14 protein-coding genes and 1 pseudogene are annotated in these 17121 nt (G+C 70.5%); 3 read left to right on the top strand and 12 right to left on the bottom strand.

All coding sequences use genetic code 11. From position 1 onward, the window contains the following. Window positions 1-169: 169 nt before the first annotated feature. On the top strand, window positions 170-1183 hold the full coding sequence (locus ACIREO_RS37830; protein WP_404119091.1) for a serine hydrolase domain-containing protein: 1014 nt from the start codon (window positions 170-172) through the stop codon (window positions 1181-1183). Between the two features lie 60 nt (window positions 1184-1243). Here the strand turns inward: ACIREO_RS37830 and ACIREO_RS37825 are convergent, their stop codons facing one another. Both ACIREO_RS37825 and ACIREO_RS37820 read right to left on the bottom strand, forming a co-directional pair. Further along, on the bottom strand, window positions 1244-1822 hold the full coding sequence (locus tag ACIREO_RS37825; protein WP_404119132.1) for a TetR/AcrR family transcriptional regulator: 579 nt from the start codon (window positions 1820-1822) through the stop codon (window positions 1244-1246). 66 nt (window positions 1823-1888) lie between these two features. Beyond that, a pseudogene (locus ACIREO_RS37820) lies at window positions 1889-3191 on the bottom strand (glycoside hydrolase family 1 protein); the annotation flags it as partial. 149 nt (window positions 3192-3340) lie between these two features. On the opposite strand from ACIREO_RS37820, the gene ACIREO_RS37815 reads away from it, so the two are divergent. After that, window positions 3341-4951 (top strand): family 20 glycosylhydrolase, encoded by a 1611-nt coding sequence (locus tag ACIREO_RS37815; RefSeq protein ID WP_404119129.1) that lies wholly within the window; start codon window positions 3341-3343, stop codon window positions 4949-4951. Window positions 4952-5089: 138 nt separating this feature from the next. Beyond that, window positions 5090-5920 (top strand): alpha/beta fold hydrolase, encoded by an 831-nt coding sequence (locus ACIREO_RS37810; RefSeq protein ID WP_404119089.1) that lies wholly within the window; start codon window positions 5090-5092, stop codon window positions 5918-5920. Here ACIREO_RS37810 and ACIREO_RS37805 read toward each other — a convergent pair. The 10 genes from ACIREO_RS37805 to ACIREO_RS37760 all read right to left on the bottom strand — a co-directional run bounded on the left by ACIREO_RS37805 (window position 5886) and on the right by ACIREO_RS37760 (window position 17113). Next, window positions 5886-6287, bottom strand: coding sequence for a hypothetical protein (locus ACIREO_RS37805; protein WP_404119086.1), 402 nt, complete (start codon window positions 6285-6287; stop codon window positions 5886-5888). The two genes, ACIREO_RS37810 and ACIREO_RS37805, sit on opposite strands and share 35 nt — an antisense overlap. Before the next feature lie 136 nt (window positions 6288-6423). After that, window positions 6424-8316, bottom strand: coding sequence for a hypothetical protein (locus ACIREO_RS37800; RefSeq protein WP_404119084.1), 1893 nt, complete (start codon window positions 8314-8316; stop codon window positions 6424-6426). Between the two features lie 380 nt (window positions 8317-8696). Beyond that, window positions 8697-9842, bottom strand: coding sequence for a lactonase family protein (locus ACIREO_RS37795; RefSeq protein WP_404119082.1), 1146 nt, complete (start codon window positions 9840-9842; stop codon window positions 8697-8699). Window positions 9843-9968: 126 nt separating this feature from the next. After that, window positions 9969-10835 (bottom strand): ABC transporter permease, encoded by an 867-nt coding sequence (locus tag ACIREO_RS37790; protein ID WP_404119079.1) that lies wholly within the window; start codon window positions 10833-10835, stop codon window positions 9969-9971. Between the two features lie 32 nt (window positions 10836-10867). Next, complete coding sequence (locus tag ACIREO_RS37785) at window positions 10868-11905, bottom strand: ABC transporter substrate-binding protein (RefSeq protein WP_404119077.1); 1038 nt, start codon at window positions 11903-11905, stop codon at window positions 10868-10870. Window positions 11906-11919: 14 nt separating this feature from the next. After that, entirely contained in the window at window positions 11920-13509 is a 1590-nt protein-coding gene (locus ACIREO_RS37780; RefSeq protein ID WP_404119074.1) for a carboxylesterase/lipase family protein, read from the bottom strand. 26 nt (window positions 13510-13535) lie between these two features. Further along, window positions 13536-14228: a GntR family transcriptional regulator gene (locus ACIREO_RS37775; protein ID WP_404119071.1), complete on the bottom strand. Its 693-nt coding sequence runs from the start codon at window positions 14226-14228 to the stop codon at window positions 13536-13538. A gap of 67 nt (window positions 14229-14295) precedes the next feature. Further along, on the bottom strand, window positions 14296-15156 hold the full coding sequence (locus tag ACIREO_RS37770; RefSeq protein ID WP_404119069.1) for an amidohydrolase family protein: 861 nt from the start codon (window positions 15154-15156) through the stop codon (window positions 14296-14298). A gap of 42 nt (window positions 15157-15198) precedes the next feature. After that, window positions 15199-16182 carry an ABC transporter substrate-binding protein gene (locus ACIREO_RS37765; protein ID WP_404119066.1) on the bottom strand — a complete coding sequence of 328 codons (984 nt, stop codon included), beginning with the start codon at window positions 16180-16182 and terminating at the stop codon, window positions 15199-15201. 52 nt (window positions 16183-16234) lie between these two features. Beyond that, complete coding sequence (locus tag ACIREO_RS37760) at window positions 16235-17113, bottom strand: hypothetical protein (RefSeq protein ID WP_404119064.1); 879 nt, start codon at window positions 17111-17113, stop codon at window positions 16235-16237. Between the last annotated feature and the right edge of the window lie 8 nt (window positions 17114-17121).

The raw sequence follows: 17121 nt of genomic DNA, 5'->3' as shown, positions 1-17121 counted from the left end.
GGGGGCCACAGACACCGGGGGCCCTGGCACGGGGGCCACAGACACCGGGGGCCCTGGCACGGGGGCCACAGACACCGGGGGCCCTGGCACGGGGGCCACAGACACCGGGGGCCCTGGCACGGGGGGCCCGGACCCCCGGCCTTTCGGCCCGGACTCCGTCGGCGTCCTGATGTCGGTCTCCAAAGGCCTCGTCGCCGTCTGCGCACACCTCCTCAGCGAACGCGGTGTCCTGGACCTGGACGCACCGGTCGCCCGCTACTGGCCTGAGTTCGCCGCCTCGGGCAAGGCGGACACCACGGTCTGCGACCTGCTCGCCCACCGGGCGGGCCTCCCCGCGTTCAGCGCCGATCCCGCCGGAACACCGCTGCCCGGCCTGCTCGACGGCGGGTCGCGGGTGCGTGCACTCGCGGCGATGCGGCCCGTATGGCAGCCGGGATCGGCGTTCCTGTACCACGCGCTGACCTACGGAGATCTGGTCGGGGAGGTGGTCCACCGGGTGTCGGGGCGGCGCATCGGCCGGCTCTTCGCGGAGCAGGTGGCAGGGCCGCTCGGCCTGGATCTCTGGATCGGCCTGCCGCGGCGGGAGGAGCACCGGTTCGCACGGCAGTCCGCGGGCCCACCGCCCACAGCCGGGCGGATCGCGACGGCGGTCGGTAATCTCGGCCTGGCACCGGACCACCCGCTCGGCACCGCGCTGCGGGCCTCGGCCGCCGAACTCGCCCGGTTCACCGATGCGTTGGGCCGCAGGGAGGGGCGGTCCGCCGGGATTCCGGCAGCGGGCGGAATCGGGAACGCCCGTTCGCTCTCACGGCTGTACGCCGCACTCGTGGGCCACGTGGACGGCGTACGTCTGCTGTCACCCGGAGCCCTGGACCTGGCGCGCACCCCGCACACCGACCATCTGCCGCAGCCCGCGCCGCTGCACCGGCTCGACGGACCCGACCGCTCCCGCTTCGGGCTCGGTTTCGAGCTGCCCCGCCCCGGCGAGCCCCTACTGGGCGACGGCTCCTTCGGCCACGCCGGCGCGGGCGGCCGCCTGGGCATGGCCCATCCGGGGAGTGAACTCGCGGTCGGATACGTCTGTACGGCGATGTCCTGGGAACCGTCGGCCGGCCCCGATCCGCGCTGGGTCCCGTGGACGGCGGCCGTCAGGGAGGCGGCGGGGATCCCGGCCCCGGCCTGAGGACGGCGCGAGGACAGCGGTGCGGGCACCGGCGACGACCGCCGGCACCCACGCCCGCTCTCAGCCCTCCGCGTCGCGGGTGAGCAACCGCATGATGTCGTCGATCGGCTGCTCCATGTCCGTCGTGCGGTCGATGAGCCACTGGAGCTGGATACCGTCGGCCACCGCGATCAGCAGCACCGCGAGCCGCTCGGCGGGGATCTCCGTGGTCATCCGGCCCTCGTCCATCCGCGCCTGGACGAAGCCGGCGACGCGCTCACGCAGGACCGGATAGCGCTCCGCGAAGTGCGCGTGTGCCGGGTGCGCCGGGTCGCCGGCCGCCGCCGCCATGGAGACGAACAGCTCCACCAGACCCGGGGTCTTCATACCCTCCCGGATGATCTCGCGATAGCTCTCGGGGCTGCTGCGCTCGTCCTGCCGCGCCCGCGCGGTCTCGTCGCGCATCCGGAGGACCTGGGTCAGCAGATCCTCCTTGGAGCTGAAGTAGTGCATCAGGCCGGGCAGGCTGAGACTGCACTTGGCGGCCACCTTCCGCAGCGACGTACCGCGGTACCCCTCGGTGGCGAAGATCTCCAGAGCTGCCTGCAGGATCTCGGTGCGCTTCGCCTCGCCCTTTACGTACGGGCCCCGTTTCGCCATGGTCAGCAGCCTAACCGGCACCGCGGACACGGGCGGATCCGGCCGCCGCAGTCCGCCGGGCCCGTCGTCGCCACCCGGCCCGTCGGGTATGCGGCCGGACCGGGCGAGCGAGCCGAGCCATCCGGCGGACGGCTTGGGCGTGCGCGCGAAGGTCTCCGGGTCGACCGCGATCAGCCCGAACGTCGGCCGGTAGGAGCCCCATTCGTAGTTGTCCAGGGCACTCCAGTGCAGATAGCCGCGTACGTCGATCCCGTCACGCATGGCCGAGGCGAGGCTCGCCAGCGCCGCCGTGGTGTACGCGATGCGCTGCTCGTCGTCGGCCGTGGCGATGCCGTTCTCCGTGACCAGGACCGGGACGCCCGGGCCGACGACGTCGGCGGTGTGCCGTACGGCCTCCCCCAGCGCCTCTGGGTAGATCTCCCAGCCGGTCAGCGTGGTGGGAACACCCTCCGCGACGGGCAGTGGGCCGTCGTTCCCGATGCGGTGGCGGGTGTAGGCCTGGACGCCGACCCAGTCGTCCTCCCTGGCGGCCTCCAGATAGACGTCCTCACGTGGCCGGGCGTACGCCGCCATGGCCTCCGCCGCGCCGGGTCCGGCCTGGTAGACCTGGTTGGCGACCGTCCACCCGACCTGGAGCGTGGGGTCGGCTTCCTTCAGTACGGCGGTGGCGGCCCGGTGGGCGCGGATCAGGGCCTGCGTCACGGCGGCGTCCGGCTCCGCGGAGCCGGGGTCGAGTGCGGCACCGGCCCGCTCGCCGCCCGCCGACGGCCCGGTGGTGTCGTCGCCGGTGAGGCCGGCGCCGCGGATCAGGGTGTACATCAGCGCGATCATGTTCGGTTCGTTGATGGTGGCCACGTGCCGGACGCCCGGCAGGAGGATCTCCGTGGCGACCCGCGCGAACGAGGCGAACAGGTCCGCCGAGCCGGGCGAGAGCCAGCCGCCGAGAGTGCTGAACCAGCGCGGGGAGGTGAAGTGGTGCAGCGTCACCACCGGCGTCAGACCGCGCTCCAGGGCCCCGCACACCATGGCGCGGTAGTGCGCGACGGCGGCGCGCGACACCTGTCCGCGCTCGGGTTCGATACGGGCCCACTCGATGCTGAACCGGTAGGTGTTGAAGCCGAGTTCGCTGAGCAGGTCCATGTCCTCCGGCCAGCGGTGGAAGCTGTCGGCCGCGTCTCCGCTGCGCTCGGTCACCAACGTGCCGGGCCGGTTCTCGATGGCCCACCAGTCGCTGGAGACATTGTTCCCCTCGACCTGGTGGGCGGAGGTGGAGGCGCCCAGCAGGAAGCCTTCCGGGAGTACGAGTCCTGGCCCGGTCGGGGGCGTCATAGAGGATCTCCTTCCGCATCGGAGCAGGGGGCGGCGGCAGCCGCTCCCTGCTCCGTGAAAAGCGTTCATTGATCGGTTTTCGTGTTAGCGTACAGGCGCACCTGGCCTGCTGGAAGAGGCGACGACCTCAGCGCCCCACCGCAGGCGTCCGGTTCACACGTGAGCGGAGAGCAGCCGGTGGAGGAGACCATGAACGCCGTCATTCCCCAGCCCGAACGGCAGGACACGGCCGCTCCCGGCCGGGGTCCGCATCCCTCGGGGCCCTGGCGCGTCCACACTGCGGACGACCGCCTGACCGCGGTGGCCGGGACCGTCCAGGCGCTGCTCGAACCCCATCTGGGCACCGGCACGGACTCCGCGGCAGCACCCGCGACCCTCGCGCTCACCCTCGACGAGACGCTCCGGCCGCACGGCGGGACGGTGGGCGTCGCCCCCTGCGGCGCCGCCCGGCCCGTCGACGAGTCCTACCGCCTCACGGTCACCGGCTCGGGCATCACCTGCCTCGCGGCCACCCCCACCGGGGTGTTCCGGGCGGCGGCCACGGCCCTCCAGCTGATCGCCACCTCCCCCGGCCCCATCCCCTGCCAGGAACTTCGTGACGCCCCGCGCTACGCCTGGCGCGGCCTCCTGATCGACCCGGCACGCCACCACCTCACGCCGGGCGAGGTGCGTCGCGTCATCGACCTGGCGGCGCTCTACAAGCTCAACGTGCTGCATCTGCACCTGACGGACAACGAGGGCTGGCGCCTCGAGATCCCCGGCGTCCCCGGACTCACCGCGCCCGGACCGGACGGCACCCCGCGCGACTTCTACACCGCCGATGGCTATCGCGCCCTCCAGCGGTACGCCGCCGAACGCTTCGTGACGGTCGTCCCCGAGATCGACCTGCCGGGCCACTGCGTCACCCTGCGCGAGGCACTGCCGGGACTCCCGGACGCACCGGCGCCCGAGGGCCTGAAGGGCCGCTTCCCGTACGTCCCACCGCTCGACCTCGCGGACCCGGACACCCGGAAGGCCGTCGCGGCGGTCCTCGCCGATGTGTGCGGCATGACCGAGGGCCCGTTCGTGCACATCGGCGGGGACGAGGCCGTCGGGACGACCCCGGACGGCTTCGCACACGCGATCCGGGAACTGCGGTCGCTCGTACGGGAGTCGGGGAAGCGCCCAGTGGCCTGGCAGGAGTCCTCACGCGCCGGTGTCGGCCCGGACGACATCGCCCAGTTCTGGGTCGACGTGGAGATGATGGATCTGCCGGACACCCCGGAGGAGCTCGCCGGCCGCCCCGAACTCCTCACGGCGGGCCACACCCCCGAGCTGATCGCGGCGCTCAAGCGATTCTTCGCCCCCAGCGACGACGACCTCGCGCGCATCCTCGAAGGCGGCGGCCGCGTACTCCTCTCCCCGCAGTCCCACCTCTACCTGGACCGCGCCTACACCCCCGAGGTCGTCCCGCCCGGCCAGGCTCCGGCCGCCGCCCGCCTCGGCTTCCCCTCCTACCGGCCGCGCGGCGTCCGGCACACCGCCGCCTGGGACCCGGCCTCCCACGCGATCCCCGAGGACCGTGTCGCCGGCGTCGAGGCAACGGTCTTCGGCGAGTCGGTCGAGGAGTTCGACGATGTGACCTTCCTGCTTCTGCCGCGCCTGCCGTCCGTCGCGGCAGCCGCGTGGACCGGCCGGGCACCCCGCTGGGAGGACCACCGCCTCCGCGTCGCCCGCCACGGGCGCCTCTGGGAGCAGCGCGGGTTCAGCTACCTCGCGTCGACGGAGATCCCCTGGGACGGCCGTGACGCCAGGGAATGAGGGTTCTGCCCCGTGAAGGTATCGTTTGTAGCGTTCGGTCGCGGTTTCGGCCTCCTCGACAGTGGCGCATCCACCCCGTGAGGCCGGTGAATTCCCGCACGTCTCGCCGCGTAAACGATTCAAGCGGAAGGATCGACCATGGGCACGATCACCACGATCGACGGCACGGACATCTACTACAAGGACTGGGGCCCGCGCGACGCCCAGCCGATCGTGTTCCACCACGGCTGGCCGCTCAGCGCGGACGACTGGGACAGCCAGATGCTCTTCTTCCTCGCCGAGGGCTACCGCGTGATCGCCCACGACCGGCGCGGGCACGGGCGCTCCTCCCAGAGCGCCGACGGGCACGACATGGACACCTACGCCGCTGACGTATGGGCGCTGGCCGAAGCGCTCGATCTGCGCGGCGCGGTCCACATCGGGCATTCCACCGGCGGCGGAGAAGCCGCCCGCTACGTCGCCCGCTCCGAGCCCGGGCGGGTGGCGAAGGCCGTGCTCGTCAGCGCGGTGCCGCCGGTCATGCTGAAGTCCGCGTCGAACCCGGGCGGCCTGCCCATCGAGGTCTTCGACGGGTTCCGCGCCTCCCTCGCCGCCAATCGCGCGCAGTTCTACGTCGAGGTGCCGTCGGGTCCGTTCTACGGATTCAACCGCCCCGGTGCCGAGGTGTCGCAGGGACTGATCGACAACTGGTGGAGGCAGGGCATGCGGGGCGCGGCCAACGCCCACTACGAGTGCATCAAGGCCTTCTCGGAGACCGACTTCACCGAGGACCTCAAGAAGATCGAGGTGCCGGTCCTGGTCGCCCATGGCACCGACGACCAGATCGTGCCCTACGAGGACTCCGGCCCCCTGTCGGCCGCGCTGCTGCCGAACGGCAGGCTGAAGAGCTACGAGGGCTACCCGCACGGCATGCTCTCGACGCACCCGGACGTCATCAACCCCGACCTCCTGGCGTTCGTGAAGGAGTAGGGGGCGCCGCACGGCGCAGCAGCGCCGGGTCGGCCCTTCTCAGGGCCGCCCCCACGTCCAGGCCCAGGCCGGCCCCGTACGCCTCCGCGAAGCCCTCGTCGCCGAGCACGGTCCGGGCACGGCTGCTCAGTCCACGGATCTGTGGATCGGTACGGTCGTGGGCGCCCCGGAGCCGGGCGGCCGCGCCCAGTACGACCGCCACGTCGCGGTATCGCCCGTACAGCGCGGCGAGCCCGGCCAGGGTCACCGCCACCGTCGCGACGATCGGCAGGTCCTTGCTGCCGATCGCCGCCGCGTACGCCCCGGCCAGCGCTCCCTCGGTTCCCGGCCCGTCGCCGAGTTCGGGACAGAGCGTGCCCCGGGCCACGGCGATCAGCGCCTGCCCGTGGTCGCCACCGATTGAGCGCCGCTCGGGCGGCCCGGCCTCGGCCGACTCGATCAGCCCACGTGCTCGGTCCAGGTCCCCCGCCCTCGATCACCGGGGCCCCGGGCTCCCGCTCAGGTCACTTGCAGAGGACGTCCTGGGTAAGGAAGAGCGGCATCGAGTCCTCCCACTGACTGTCGGTCAGCATCTTCTTGCCGGAGCCGTCCGCCTTCATGCTGAAGACCTGGCCGTAGGGCTGGAAAGTGTCGTCATAGAGCGCCGCTTCTTCCCGGAAGCCGTACATCCCGCTGCTGTACAGAATGCGGCCGTCGTGGTTCCAGACAGCGTGCCCGTCGTTGGCACCGCTGCTCGTCAGGGTCTTCAGACCGCTTCCGTCGGGCTTGATGGTGCAGACGTCGAAGTTGGTCGCGCTCGTCTTCCGGGTGAAGAGGATGAGTTTGCCGTCCACGGACCAGTCGGGCAGGTTGTCGGACTCGGTGGTGAGGACAGTCGTCGCGCCGGTCTCGAGGTCGAGAACGCGCAGACCCATTTCCTCGCCCCATACGCGGTAGACGATCCGCTTGCCGTCCTGCGAATAGCTCGGGAAGCCGGCGTTGACCGTGCCGTCCGTGAGCACTTGGTGCGAGGAGCCGTCGCTGGGCACCCGCACGAGCACGGCACCGCTCGTCGCGCGTGTCTGGAACCAGCCGCCCACGCCGAACGCGATCCATTTCCCGTCAGGCGACCAGGTGGGCCGGAAGGCACCGGCCAGTCCCTTTGCGACCATCGCCGGGTCGAGGCCCGAGGTGGCGCTGTCGAAGACGACCTTCTGGTCCGAACCGTCCGCGCGCATGGTGACGATCGAGGAGGTGCCGACCTGCTTGTCGGTGATCGCGAGGCGCCCGCCCTTGGACAGCACGGGGAACACGTCGCAGAAACGGTAGTCCCAGTCCGAGTCCCAGCTGTAGAGCGGCGCGTCGAGCGCGCGTGTCGTGTGGTCGAGCTTCTCGTAGATCACTGAGGTTCCGTCCGGCGACCAGACCGGAGAGCGCAGCGCCCGCTTGACGGACGGCCACGTGCCCGAGACATAGGCCAGCCCTTCGTCGGGCCCGCCCTTGATGAGGTAACCGATCCCCGTCGCGCCCACGTACTGGGGCGCCACCTTCAGGTGAGGGCCAGAGGTGTGCTCGACACGTGCGCCCGTTGCCACGTCGACCGAGACGATCTGGGATTCCACCGTCCCGATGGCCTCCGGGCGGTGGGCACCCCAGGTTCCTTCGACAGTGATCTCGTAGAAGACGATCCGAGAGCCGTCGGGTGACCACTTCGGCGAGCCGAGGCAGTATCCGTCCCGCGTCGCGACCTGGCGGAAGCCGGTGCCGTCCGGCCGGATGACGTAGACGCTGAGCTCCTGTGTGTGCTCCCAGCCGGTACCGTTGCCGTGCCCACGCCATGTGGTGTTGCGGTCGCTGGAGAAGGCGATCCACTGGCCGTCGGGCGACCAGGAGGGGCGGAAGTGACCGTCCGGGCTCGCGGGATCACCGGCGAGCGCCGCGGTGCCTGTCAGGTTGGTCAGCTTCTTCGTGGCGAGGTCCAGCGACCAGATGTGCGTTCTGTGGTCACCGCTCGTGGAGACGAAGGCCACCTTCTTGCCGTCGGGCGACGGCACGGCCCAGTCGTTCATCGCCGAGTTGACCACCAGAGGCTGGACGCCCGACCCGTCTGCCCTTGCCCGGTAGAGACATGAGTTGCCGTCGCCCGTACGTTCCGACGTGAAGAACACCGAAGCGCCGTCGGTGGAGAAGGCCGCATGGTATTCGAACGCGGCGTTCTGCAGCAGTACGCGTTCGTCGGAACCGTCGGCGTTCGCGATGTACAGGGTGGATGCGGACGGACCGATACGGTTCATCAGCATCACCCCCTTCTTGCCCGAGGCCGCCGCCGCCACGGCGAACGGCCTCGGCAGCAACGCGGCGCCGGCGACGCCCGCGCCGGTCGTGAGGAACGCTCGACGCTTCATGTCAGGTGACATCGCTGTCCGGGTCCTTTCGTTGGCGACGGACGTACAACCGCTCGGCAGAACCACCGCACCCCGCGCGACCGCCGGCAGGGGGAGAACGCCTGCCGACGACGGGAGTCCGGTGGTTCGCAACAGGGGCTCGGTTCGCGGGTCACATGCGTCCGCCGCATGGATTGTCGAACAAGTTGGGCGTGACCGTAACACCAGAGAAATCCAGCCCACAAGAGATTCTGCAAAACTCCGCACTCATAGCGACTTGTTACCGGAATCTGAGATTCCATTGTCCGACAATTTGGTGCGCGAGGGGGCACTGACGTGCCGTCATCATCCAAGCGACGCGCCTTCGCCGAGCCGGCCGTCGGCGACGGAGCAGCCCCGGCGAAGGCGCGTGATCAGAAGCGGGTGGCTCCTGCTGTGCCGCCCGGGGAGAAGACTGCGATGCAGTCGGGATTGGGTACGGCGACGGAGTTGCCGGTGTCCGTGAGGCGCCCGGATCCCGGGTCCACATGGAAGAGGTTGACCGTGCTGCTCACCTCGTTCGCGACGAACAGCCATCGCCCGCCGGGGTGCAGGGAGAAGCTCCATGGCGTGACGCCGCCGCAGGGCAGGCGCTGCGACTCGGTGAGCAGGCCGGTGCCGGGGTCGACCGAGAAGACGACCAGGGCGTTGTCCCCGCGGTTGGAGGCGTAGACGTGGCGGCCGTCCCGGCTGATCGCCAGTTCGGCGGCGCTCGTGGTGCCGGTGTGGCCCGGTGCGTTGGTCGTCAGGAGCTGACGGGGGGTCAGCATGCCCGTCCTGGAGTCCCACCGCAGCACCTGTATGTCGGCCGTGAGCTCGTTCAGCAGGTAGACCATCCGCCCCCTCGGGTGGAAGGCCAGGCGCCGCGGGCCCGATCCCGGTGCTGTCGCGTAGAAGCCGGGGCCGTCGGGTGTGCCGGCGGACAGCCGGTGCGTGGCCCGGTCGTAGTCGTAGACGAACACCCGGTCGGCACCGAAGTCCGCGACCAGGGCGAACCTGCGGCTCGGATCGATGACCACGTGGTGCGGGTGCGGCCCTGCCTGTCGCGGACTGGGCCCTGAACCGGTGTCCTGCACCCAGGACGCCAGGGCACCCAGCCGGCCGTCGCGGCCGACCTGAACGGTCGCCGCCGTGCCGGTCGCGAAGTCGGCGACCAGCAGCGTGTCCGCGTCACCGTTCAGGCCGATGTACGACAGTCCGCCACTGCCGCTGGGGGCGGCCTCCGTCGCGATCTCGCCCGTCCGGCTGAGAGCGCCCGAGGCCTTGTCGATACGGAAGGTGCGAACGAACCCGCCCGGTTCGCCCCCGGCGACGTACAGAACAGGCCGGGTCGGGTGCACCGCGACCCAGTTCGAGCTGACCTCCGCCATGGGCCCGAGGGTGTCCATGATGCCGCGGACGGGGTCGAACCGGACGGCGTGCACCTGTTCCTGGCCCCACGTGCCGATGTAGAGCAGGTCACCGTGCCGGTTCGGGGCGGCGGCGGCCGAGGTGGCGGAGAGCAGTGGTACGGCGGTCACGGCCGATGCCGTGGCCGCTGCCAGCACCGCTCTACGGGAGGGGCGCCGGGACGACGGTGATACGTCTGCCCCGGCGACGGGCGGTGAGGGGTGCGGGTGTCCGTTCATCGGTATGGCTGTCCTTTCTCAGCGCTTGGCCTGGGGCCGGCGACGGGCCGCCAGGCCGAGGCGCTTGAGGGCGTAGGAGTCGAGGGCGGTCAGCACGCCGTTGAGAGACAGGGTCAGCGCGACGAGGACGATGAGGCCGGCGAACTCGGAGGCCGCGTCGAGGTTCTGGGCGGCGGTGAACAGCTCATGGCCGACTCCCTCGGAGGAGGCGATGAACTCTCCGCCGATGACACCGAGGATGGCCAGGGGCCCGCCGGTCTTGAGAGCGGCGAAGAACGGTGCGGCGAGCGTCGGGATCGTCACATAGCCCAGGACATGGTGCTTGCGCCCTCCCATCACCTGGACGACCTCGACGAGTTCGCGTTCGCGCATCCGCAGGCCGAGGTAGATGTTGTAGAAGACCACGAAGGCGACACCGGTCATGGCGATGGTGATCTTCGACCAGGGTCCGATGCCGAAGAACAGGAGGAACAGTGGGGCGAGCGCGATCTTCGGGATGCCGTTGACGGCTGCGACGAGCGGTTCGAGCACACGTCCCAGGAGCGGGAAGGAGCCCAGGACGAGGCCCATCACCGTGCCCGCCGCGACGCCGAGACCGAAGCCGGCCAGCACCTCGACGGTGGTCACCCTGATGTTGTTCCATCCGGCCGCCGAGCCGAGCATGTCCGTGAGGGCGTCGTAGACCTCGGTGGGCTTGCTGACCGCGTACTCGGGTACGACGGGGCCGCTCATCAGCTGCCACAGGACGAGGGCGGCCACGATCACCAGGATGCGCAGCGCGATGACGGAGCCCGTGCTCTGCAGGCCGGCGCGTGCTTTCCTGGTGGGCTTTCCCGCCGTGTCGGGCTCGGGCTCGGTCACAGCTTTGTCGGTGACGATCGCCATGGACTTCTCCTTTCCGGTTGGGTTCGGCCGTGTCACGGCAGGTACTTGTTGGTCCAGTTGTCGGCGGACACGCTCGCGTCCGGCACCGCGCCTATGCCGTCCTTCACGAAGGCGACGGTCTTCTTCCATCCGGCGGCGTCCTGCTTGGCGGTCTCGGGCCAGTCCACCTGCGAGACGGCTTCGCTCAGCACGTCGTCGGGCATGCCCGGCAGGCTCGCGCGCGCGGCGGCCAGGACGGCCTTGTCGTCGGAGGCGTGGGTGTCGAGGTAGGTGGTGGCTTGCTGGACGGCGGTGGCGAACCCCTTGACCGTGGTGGAGTTGCTCTTCGCGTAGTCCTCCTTCACGACCACGACCTGGCCGTATCCGGCCTGCCCGGCGGCCCACTCGGGGACCTTGTCCGAGTGGGCCACCACGATGCCGTCGCCCTCGTGCTGGACCTGCAGGGGGATCGGCTCCGAGGTGATGAACCAGTCGACCTCCCCCTTGGTGAGGGCGGCCTTGTCGGCGGCCGGGCTCGGCAGCGAGACCCACTTCAGCTTGTCCGGGTCGACGCCGTGGGCCTTGAGGAAGATGCCCGCCTCGGCCTTGGTGTTGGCGGAGCTGGCGCCGGCCGTGGAGTCGGCAAGCGCCTTGGCCACTTCGGCTGCCGGGGTCTCGGCGGTCAGGCCGTGCTTCTTCGCGAACGCGGTGCTGACGACGATGCCGAGCGGGTTGCCCCCTCCGTTCGTGGCGACCGAGAGTTCCGGCAGGCCCTTGGAGAGGCCTGCCAGGTAGCTGGTCGGGCTGGAGTTGAGGAACTGCACCGAGTTCGACTGCAGCGCGGAGGTGCCGGTGGAGGCGGTCAGCGTCACATACTTGATCTTGATGTTCTGCTTGTCGAAGTAGCCGTTCTCCTCCGCCAGGCGAATGGACATGTCGAAGACGTTGCCGCTCACTCCCACCGAGACGGTGGTCTTGCCGTCCGAGCCCACCGACGACGAGCCTTCGCTGCTGCAGGCGGTCATCAGTGCGGCACCGAGCACCACGGAGGCGGCCAGCGCGAGGGACGGGCGGTTCATGCGGTACTTCATGGGAACTCCTTTGTTCACCAAGGCTGTTGGGTGGAGAAGAAGCGGGTCCAGAAGTCGGTGTGCGTCGGATCCGCGAGGGGGTCGGGTCCGAATGCGGCACCGATCTCCATGACGCCGGGGGTGTCCGCCGAGAAGGCGGGCCAGTGCGGCAGGCCGGCGCCGTTGGGGTCGCCGGTGGCGACGAAGTTGACCCAGTAGCAGGAGAGAACCCGCGCGATCTCGTGGTCCTCCTCGTTCCACGCCCTGGTGCCGCCGGCCGGGTTGCCGAAGACGTAGTCGATCTCGGAGCCGTGGGATGCGCGCCGGGGGCCCGCGTCCGCCGCCGGTGCGCGGTGGGTCCAGAAGTAGGTGTGCAGTCTGCCGGTGGCTCGGCGGGCCCAGTCGGTGCCCCACAACCAGGTGGAGATACGGGAGTTGTCGCGTGCCGCGCGACTGCTCGCGTGAGCCGCCTCGTCGTCCGTACGAGCCGGGTAGAGCCGCAGGAACTCGTCGGCGAGCGGCCCGAACTTACGCCTTGCCGCGGCGACATGCTGTTCGAGCGTCACGTTCACCGGCGGCGATCCGGGTCTCACCGTCCGTCGCCCGGTTCGCAGGGCCCCGACCATGCTCTGCGGAACGGCCCCGCTCTCGTCGAGGTTGTTCCCGGTGAGGTAGTCGACGTCGTTCTGCAAACCCTTGGTGTACGTCTCGTCGTAGCCGGCGGGAATCACCCACCCGTCCATGACGGGACGGAACAACGGCGGCCACGCCGCCCCGCCGGTCTCGACCGCCGTGTCGACGGGGTGGTTCCCGTCGACCAGCTTCCGCCAGTGCAGGGACCGCAGCTCGCGGATGGTGCGCGAGCCGTGTTCCCGGATGTATCGGTCCCCTGCGGCCTCGGCGTACGCCGGCAGGCGGTAGGAGGTGGACAGGTAGCGCAGCTCGGGATCGCGTGCGTACCGCGCGTGACTCTGCGCGATCGCACGGCGGAACAGGCCCTTCGCGAGCGGGGACAGTGCCAGGAAGTTGACCGCACCGGCACCCGCCGACTGGCCGGCGACGGTGACCCGGTCGGCGTCGCCGCCGAAGCGCGCGATGTTGTCGCGTACCCAGCGCAGGGCGGCGACACAGTCGAGCAGTCCGTAGTTCCCGGACGAGCCGTGTTCCGACTCCTCACTCAGCTCCGGTGTGGCGAGGAAGCCGAAGGCACCGAGACGGTAGTTGAAGGTGACGACTACCAGGCCCTTACTCGCCAGGTTCTCGCCGTCGTAGCGGGGATGAGCCCCCGTCCCCTCGCGGAATCCGCCGCCGTAGATCCACACGAGTACCGGGCGGAGATCCGCGGCGGAGGGTGCGCCCGTCCAGATGTTCAGGCTCAGGCAGTCCTCGCTCATCGGCACGTCGACGCCGGTCGCGGCCGCCTCGGTGGGCGCCTGCGGGCACATGGGCCCGAACCGGTGGGCCTGCCGCACCCCGTCCCAGCGCGGCGGCGGCTGCGGTGGCCGCCACCGCAGGTCGCCGACGGGCGGGGCCGCGTAGGGGACGCCGCGGAAGACGGTGACGGAACGGTTCCTGCACGGTACGCCCTCGACGAGCCCTGCTTCCGTGTCCACGGTGTGACGCATGGGGTCCTTCCGGCCCCGGCGGCACGTCAGGTGACTGGCGTCTCCGGGGACTTGTCCAACAGCAGCGCCCTGCGGGCGGAGCCGACGTGATGGCGCATCGCCGCCAGAGCCGCATCGGGGTTGCGGGTGACGACGGCGAGAAAGATGGCCTGGTGTTCCTCCAGCGACCCTGATCGCGGGTGCTGTGCGGAGAGATTGCGGTACTGGCGCATCACCAGGGGATAGAGCAGTGTGTCGTAGGCGCGTGCCAGAGTCCTCTGGTGCGCGGCGTGCTTGATCTGCTGGTGGAAGCTTCGGTTGCCGCGCGAGTAGGCATCCTGGTCTCCGCGGGACTGCGCCTCCTCCATGTCCTGGAGTGTGCGGCGCAGCTCTTCGATCTCCTCGTCCGTGGCCCGTTCCGCCGCCTTGCCTGCGAGGGCGGCCTCCAGGATCTCGCGGGCCTCCAGGATGTCCGCAGCTTCCTCGACGGAGAAGCTCCTGGTGCGCACCCCGCGGTTGACCTCGCCGGTGACGTAGCCCTCCTGCGTCAGTCGCGCCAGCGCGGTGCGCATGGTGCTCCGGGACACGTCGAACATCCGCGTGAGGTCCGCTTCGGTCAGCCGTGTGTCGGGCGCGATACTCCCTGACAACAACAGGGAGCGCAGCCCTTCGTAGGCATGGCTGTAGCGGGTGCCCGACGCCTTTGCCCCGGACTCCGCACCGATGCTGTCGCTGTCCACCTTGGCCGCCTTTACCTTCTGTAGAGATGAGAACCGAGGCGGGAACACTAGCCCACGACACGTCCCCTCAGCTCCCGGATCCGCCCAGGGACGGGTACAGGCGCCGGGCCGTGCCCGCGAAGATCTCCTGCCTGTCCCGCTCCGGCAGGCCTGCAAGGGCCTCCTGTGCGAGGGCGAGGAGGTCCGGCAGCGACTGCTCGGCCGCCGGGCAGTTCGAGCCCCAGGCGATCCGCTCGGCTCCGAACGCCTCGACGACCGGTCCGAGGAAGTCACCGGCGCGCTCTCCGGCGTCCTGCAGCCGTTCGAGGTTGCGGTGGGTGAGCTTGAGGTGGAGGCCCGGGTGGGCCGCGAGCTCCGCGACCTCGGCGCCGGCGCGGGAGGGCGAGGCGGCGATGTCGGGGTAGCCGATGTGGTCGAGGAGCACCTTCACGCCCGGGAACCGCTCCAGGAGTTCCACCAGCTGCCTGGTGGCCGGCCCGAGGCGCATCTGAAGGCAGACCGGCAGGTCCAGTTCCGCGGCCTGCTCCCAGAAGGGGAAGGTCTCCGGGGCGACGAACCACTCCCCCTGCGTCGGCACGGTGCTGCCGCTGGTGAACAGTCGCACGCCGGCCAGACCGCCCTCGCCCACCGCGGCCTTGAGGCCGACGGCTGCGTCCGGGCGCAGCGGGTCGACGGTGCCGACGGCGACGAAGCGCTCCGGCCGGTGCCGGCTGCTGTCGAGGACGTACGAGTTGTCGTAGCCGTAGTTGGTGGTGGCCTGGACCAGGACGGCCTGGTCGATGCCGGTCTCGTCCATGCGGCTGACCATGCCCTCGGCGGTCACGGGCCGGGTCGCGGCCCACGCCGACTGCTTGCCCCCGATCGGGGCCTTGGGGTAACTGGTCAGGTCCTCGGAGATGATGTGGCAGTGTGCGTCGACGACGTCCATGGGGGCGCTCCTCTGTCTTCGGTGAGTTCTGTACGGACGGGCTCAGGCGCCGGGGTAGTCGCCCGCGGCGAACAGCGAGCGCACGTCCGCGGGGAAGCCGGCGTCGAGCAGGCCCTGGTCCTTGGAGAACCGCACCATCGCGTTCAGGCTGGGCTCGTTGGCCGTGATGCCGTAGGGCACGGGGTCGGCGCCGATCGCGCGCCCCTGGCGGGCCAGCCGGGGCACCGCCGACCAGTCGGGGTGGGCGGCGAGGTGCAGTCGCTTGCTGCGGGCGAACGCCGCGTACAGCTTGGACGGCAGGCCGGGGTCGCGCTCCACGAGCTCGGTGCGCACCGAGATGAGTGAGTGCAGCGGGTAGACGCCCTTGCGCAGGTAGTGGTCGACGGCGAGGGTGCCCGCCTCGGGGAACAGCGGGTAGGGGCTGTCGTCGCTACCGGGCGCCGGCTCGGTGGCCGCCGTCCAGCCGGCCTTGGGCGCGCCCGACCGGCCGGTTCCGGCGTTGCCGGTCAGTGCGGCGTCGATCTCCCCGGCCCGCAACAGCTCGCCAAGCGAGCGGCCGTCGGTGACCCGCTCGACGTTGGCCGGGGCGCGGCCCTCGATGTGGTCGTCGTCGTCCACCACCCAGGTGATCTTGTCGATGTCCACGCCGTACTCGTCACGCAGTACGCCGCGCACCCACACACCGGTGCTCACGGAGTAGGCGCGCACGCCGATCCTGCGTCCCTCCAGGTCCCGCGGCACACGGATACCCGAGTCGGCGGCACACTGCACATCGCCGTGGTGGAAGCGCCGGTTGAGGAACACCGGAACCGCGGTGAGGGGGATACCTTCCTGACGCGCCATCAGGTACGAGACCGGCGCGAGTTCGCACACGTCGAACTCCAGGTCCCGGATCATCCGCCGATATGCGCCGATGACCGGCTTGACCTCCACCGGCTCGACCCCGTACCCGTCGATCTCGGCGTCGCCGTCGAGCAGCGGCTGCGCGTGCGGGAACTCTCCGACAACCACCGTGAGCTTGTTCATGCCCTGTCCTTTGCTGTTTCTGGTTCTGGTCCGACTGGTCGTTCCGCCGGTCTCAGCCGCCGAGGCGGGCCGGCGGCACGCCGAGTGCCGAGCAGGACCGCTCGACGAGCTCGTCGTAGTCCACGGCCCGGGGAATCACGTCCTGCTCCAGTGCGTAGGCGGCGGCCTTGGTGAAGGCGGCGCGCAGTCCTTCGAAGCCCACCGGGTGCAGGGCGACCGGTCCGCCCTCCTCCTTGGCCGTGAGCACGGAGCGCATCGCGTCGTACGCGGCGAGGACGGCGGCGGGGTGTTCCGCGGCAGCGGCCTCGGACACACCGACCACGTGGTTGACCGGGATGAACCCCTGGGCCTTCGACCACTGTTCGGCGACCGTGTGGGCGTCGTCGATGGCGGTGCGGATGCGGTCGTCCAAGGGCAGTTCGTTGCCCATGATCCCGAAGTCGACCCGGCCTTCGATGAAGTCCGCCGGCAGCTTGGTCCCCTTCGGCGCCCGCTTCACCCAGGACGGGTCCACGGCGCCGTCGACGTGGTGCCCCTCGTACGTCGTCCACTGCGCCTTGCGCAGGTCGACGCCGTACTGCTCGGTGAGGAACCCGCGCATCCACACACCGGTGGTCTGGCTCCAGGCGCGGACCCCGACGCTGTGCCCCTCCACGTCGGCGACCGACAGCTTGCCGAGGGTCACGAGGGTCTGGTGCTGGTGGCGTCCGAGAGTGGTGACCGGCAGCAGCAACACCGGCTTGCCGTGGGCGAGGGCCTGCAGAACGGTCACGATCGCCAGTTCGCACAGGTCCACGTCCGACTCGTTCACGAATCCGCGGGAGGCCTTGTGCACCGGCTTGATGCCGACCCGCTCCGGCTCGGAACCCGCCTCGCGGGCCGCCGACAGCGCGGCTGCCGCGAGATCGTCACGGCCAAGCACCAACTTCATTTCTCTCT

The organism is Streptomyces sp. NPDC102441, from assembly GCF_044765585.1.
In the GTDB taxonomy this organism is placed as follows: domain Bacteria; phylum Actinomycetota; class Actinomycetes; order Streptomycetales; family Streptomycetaceae; genus Streptomyces.
The sequence above is the reverse complement of the archived record's forward strand: the minus strand, read 5'-3'. Positions and strand labels throughout refer to the sequence as shown.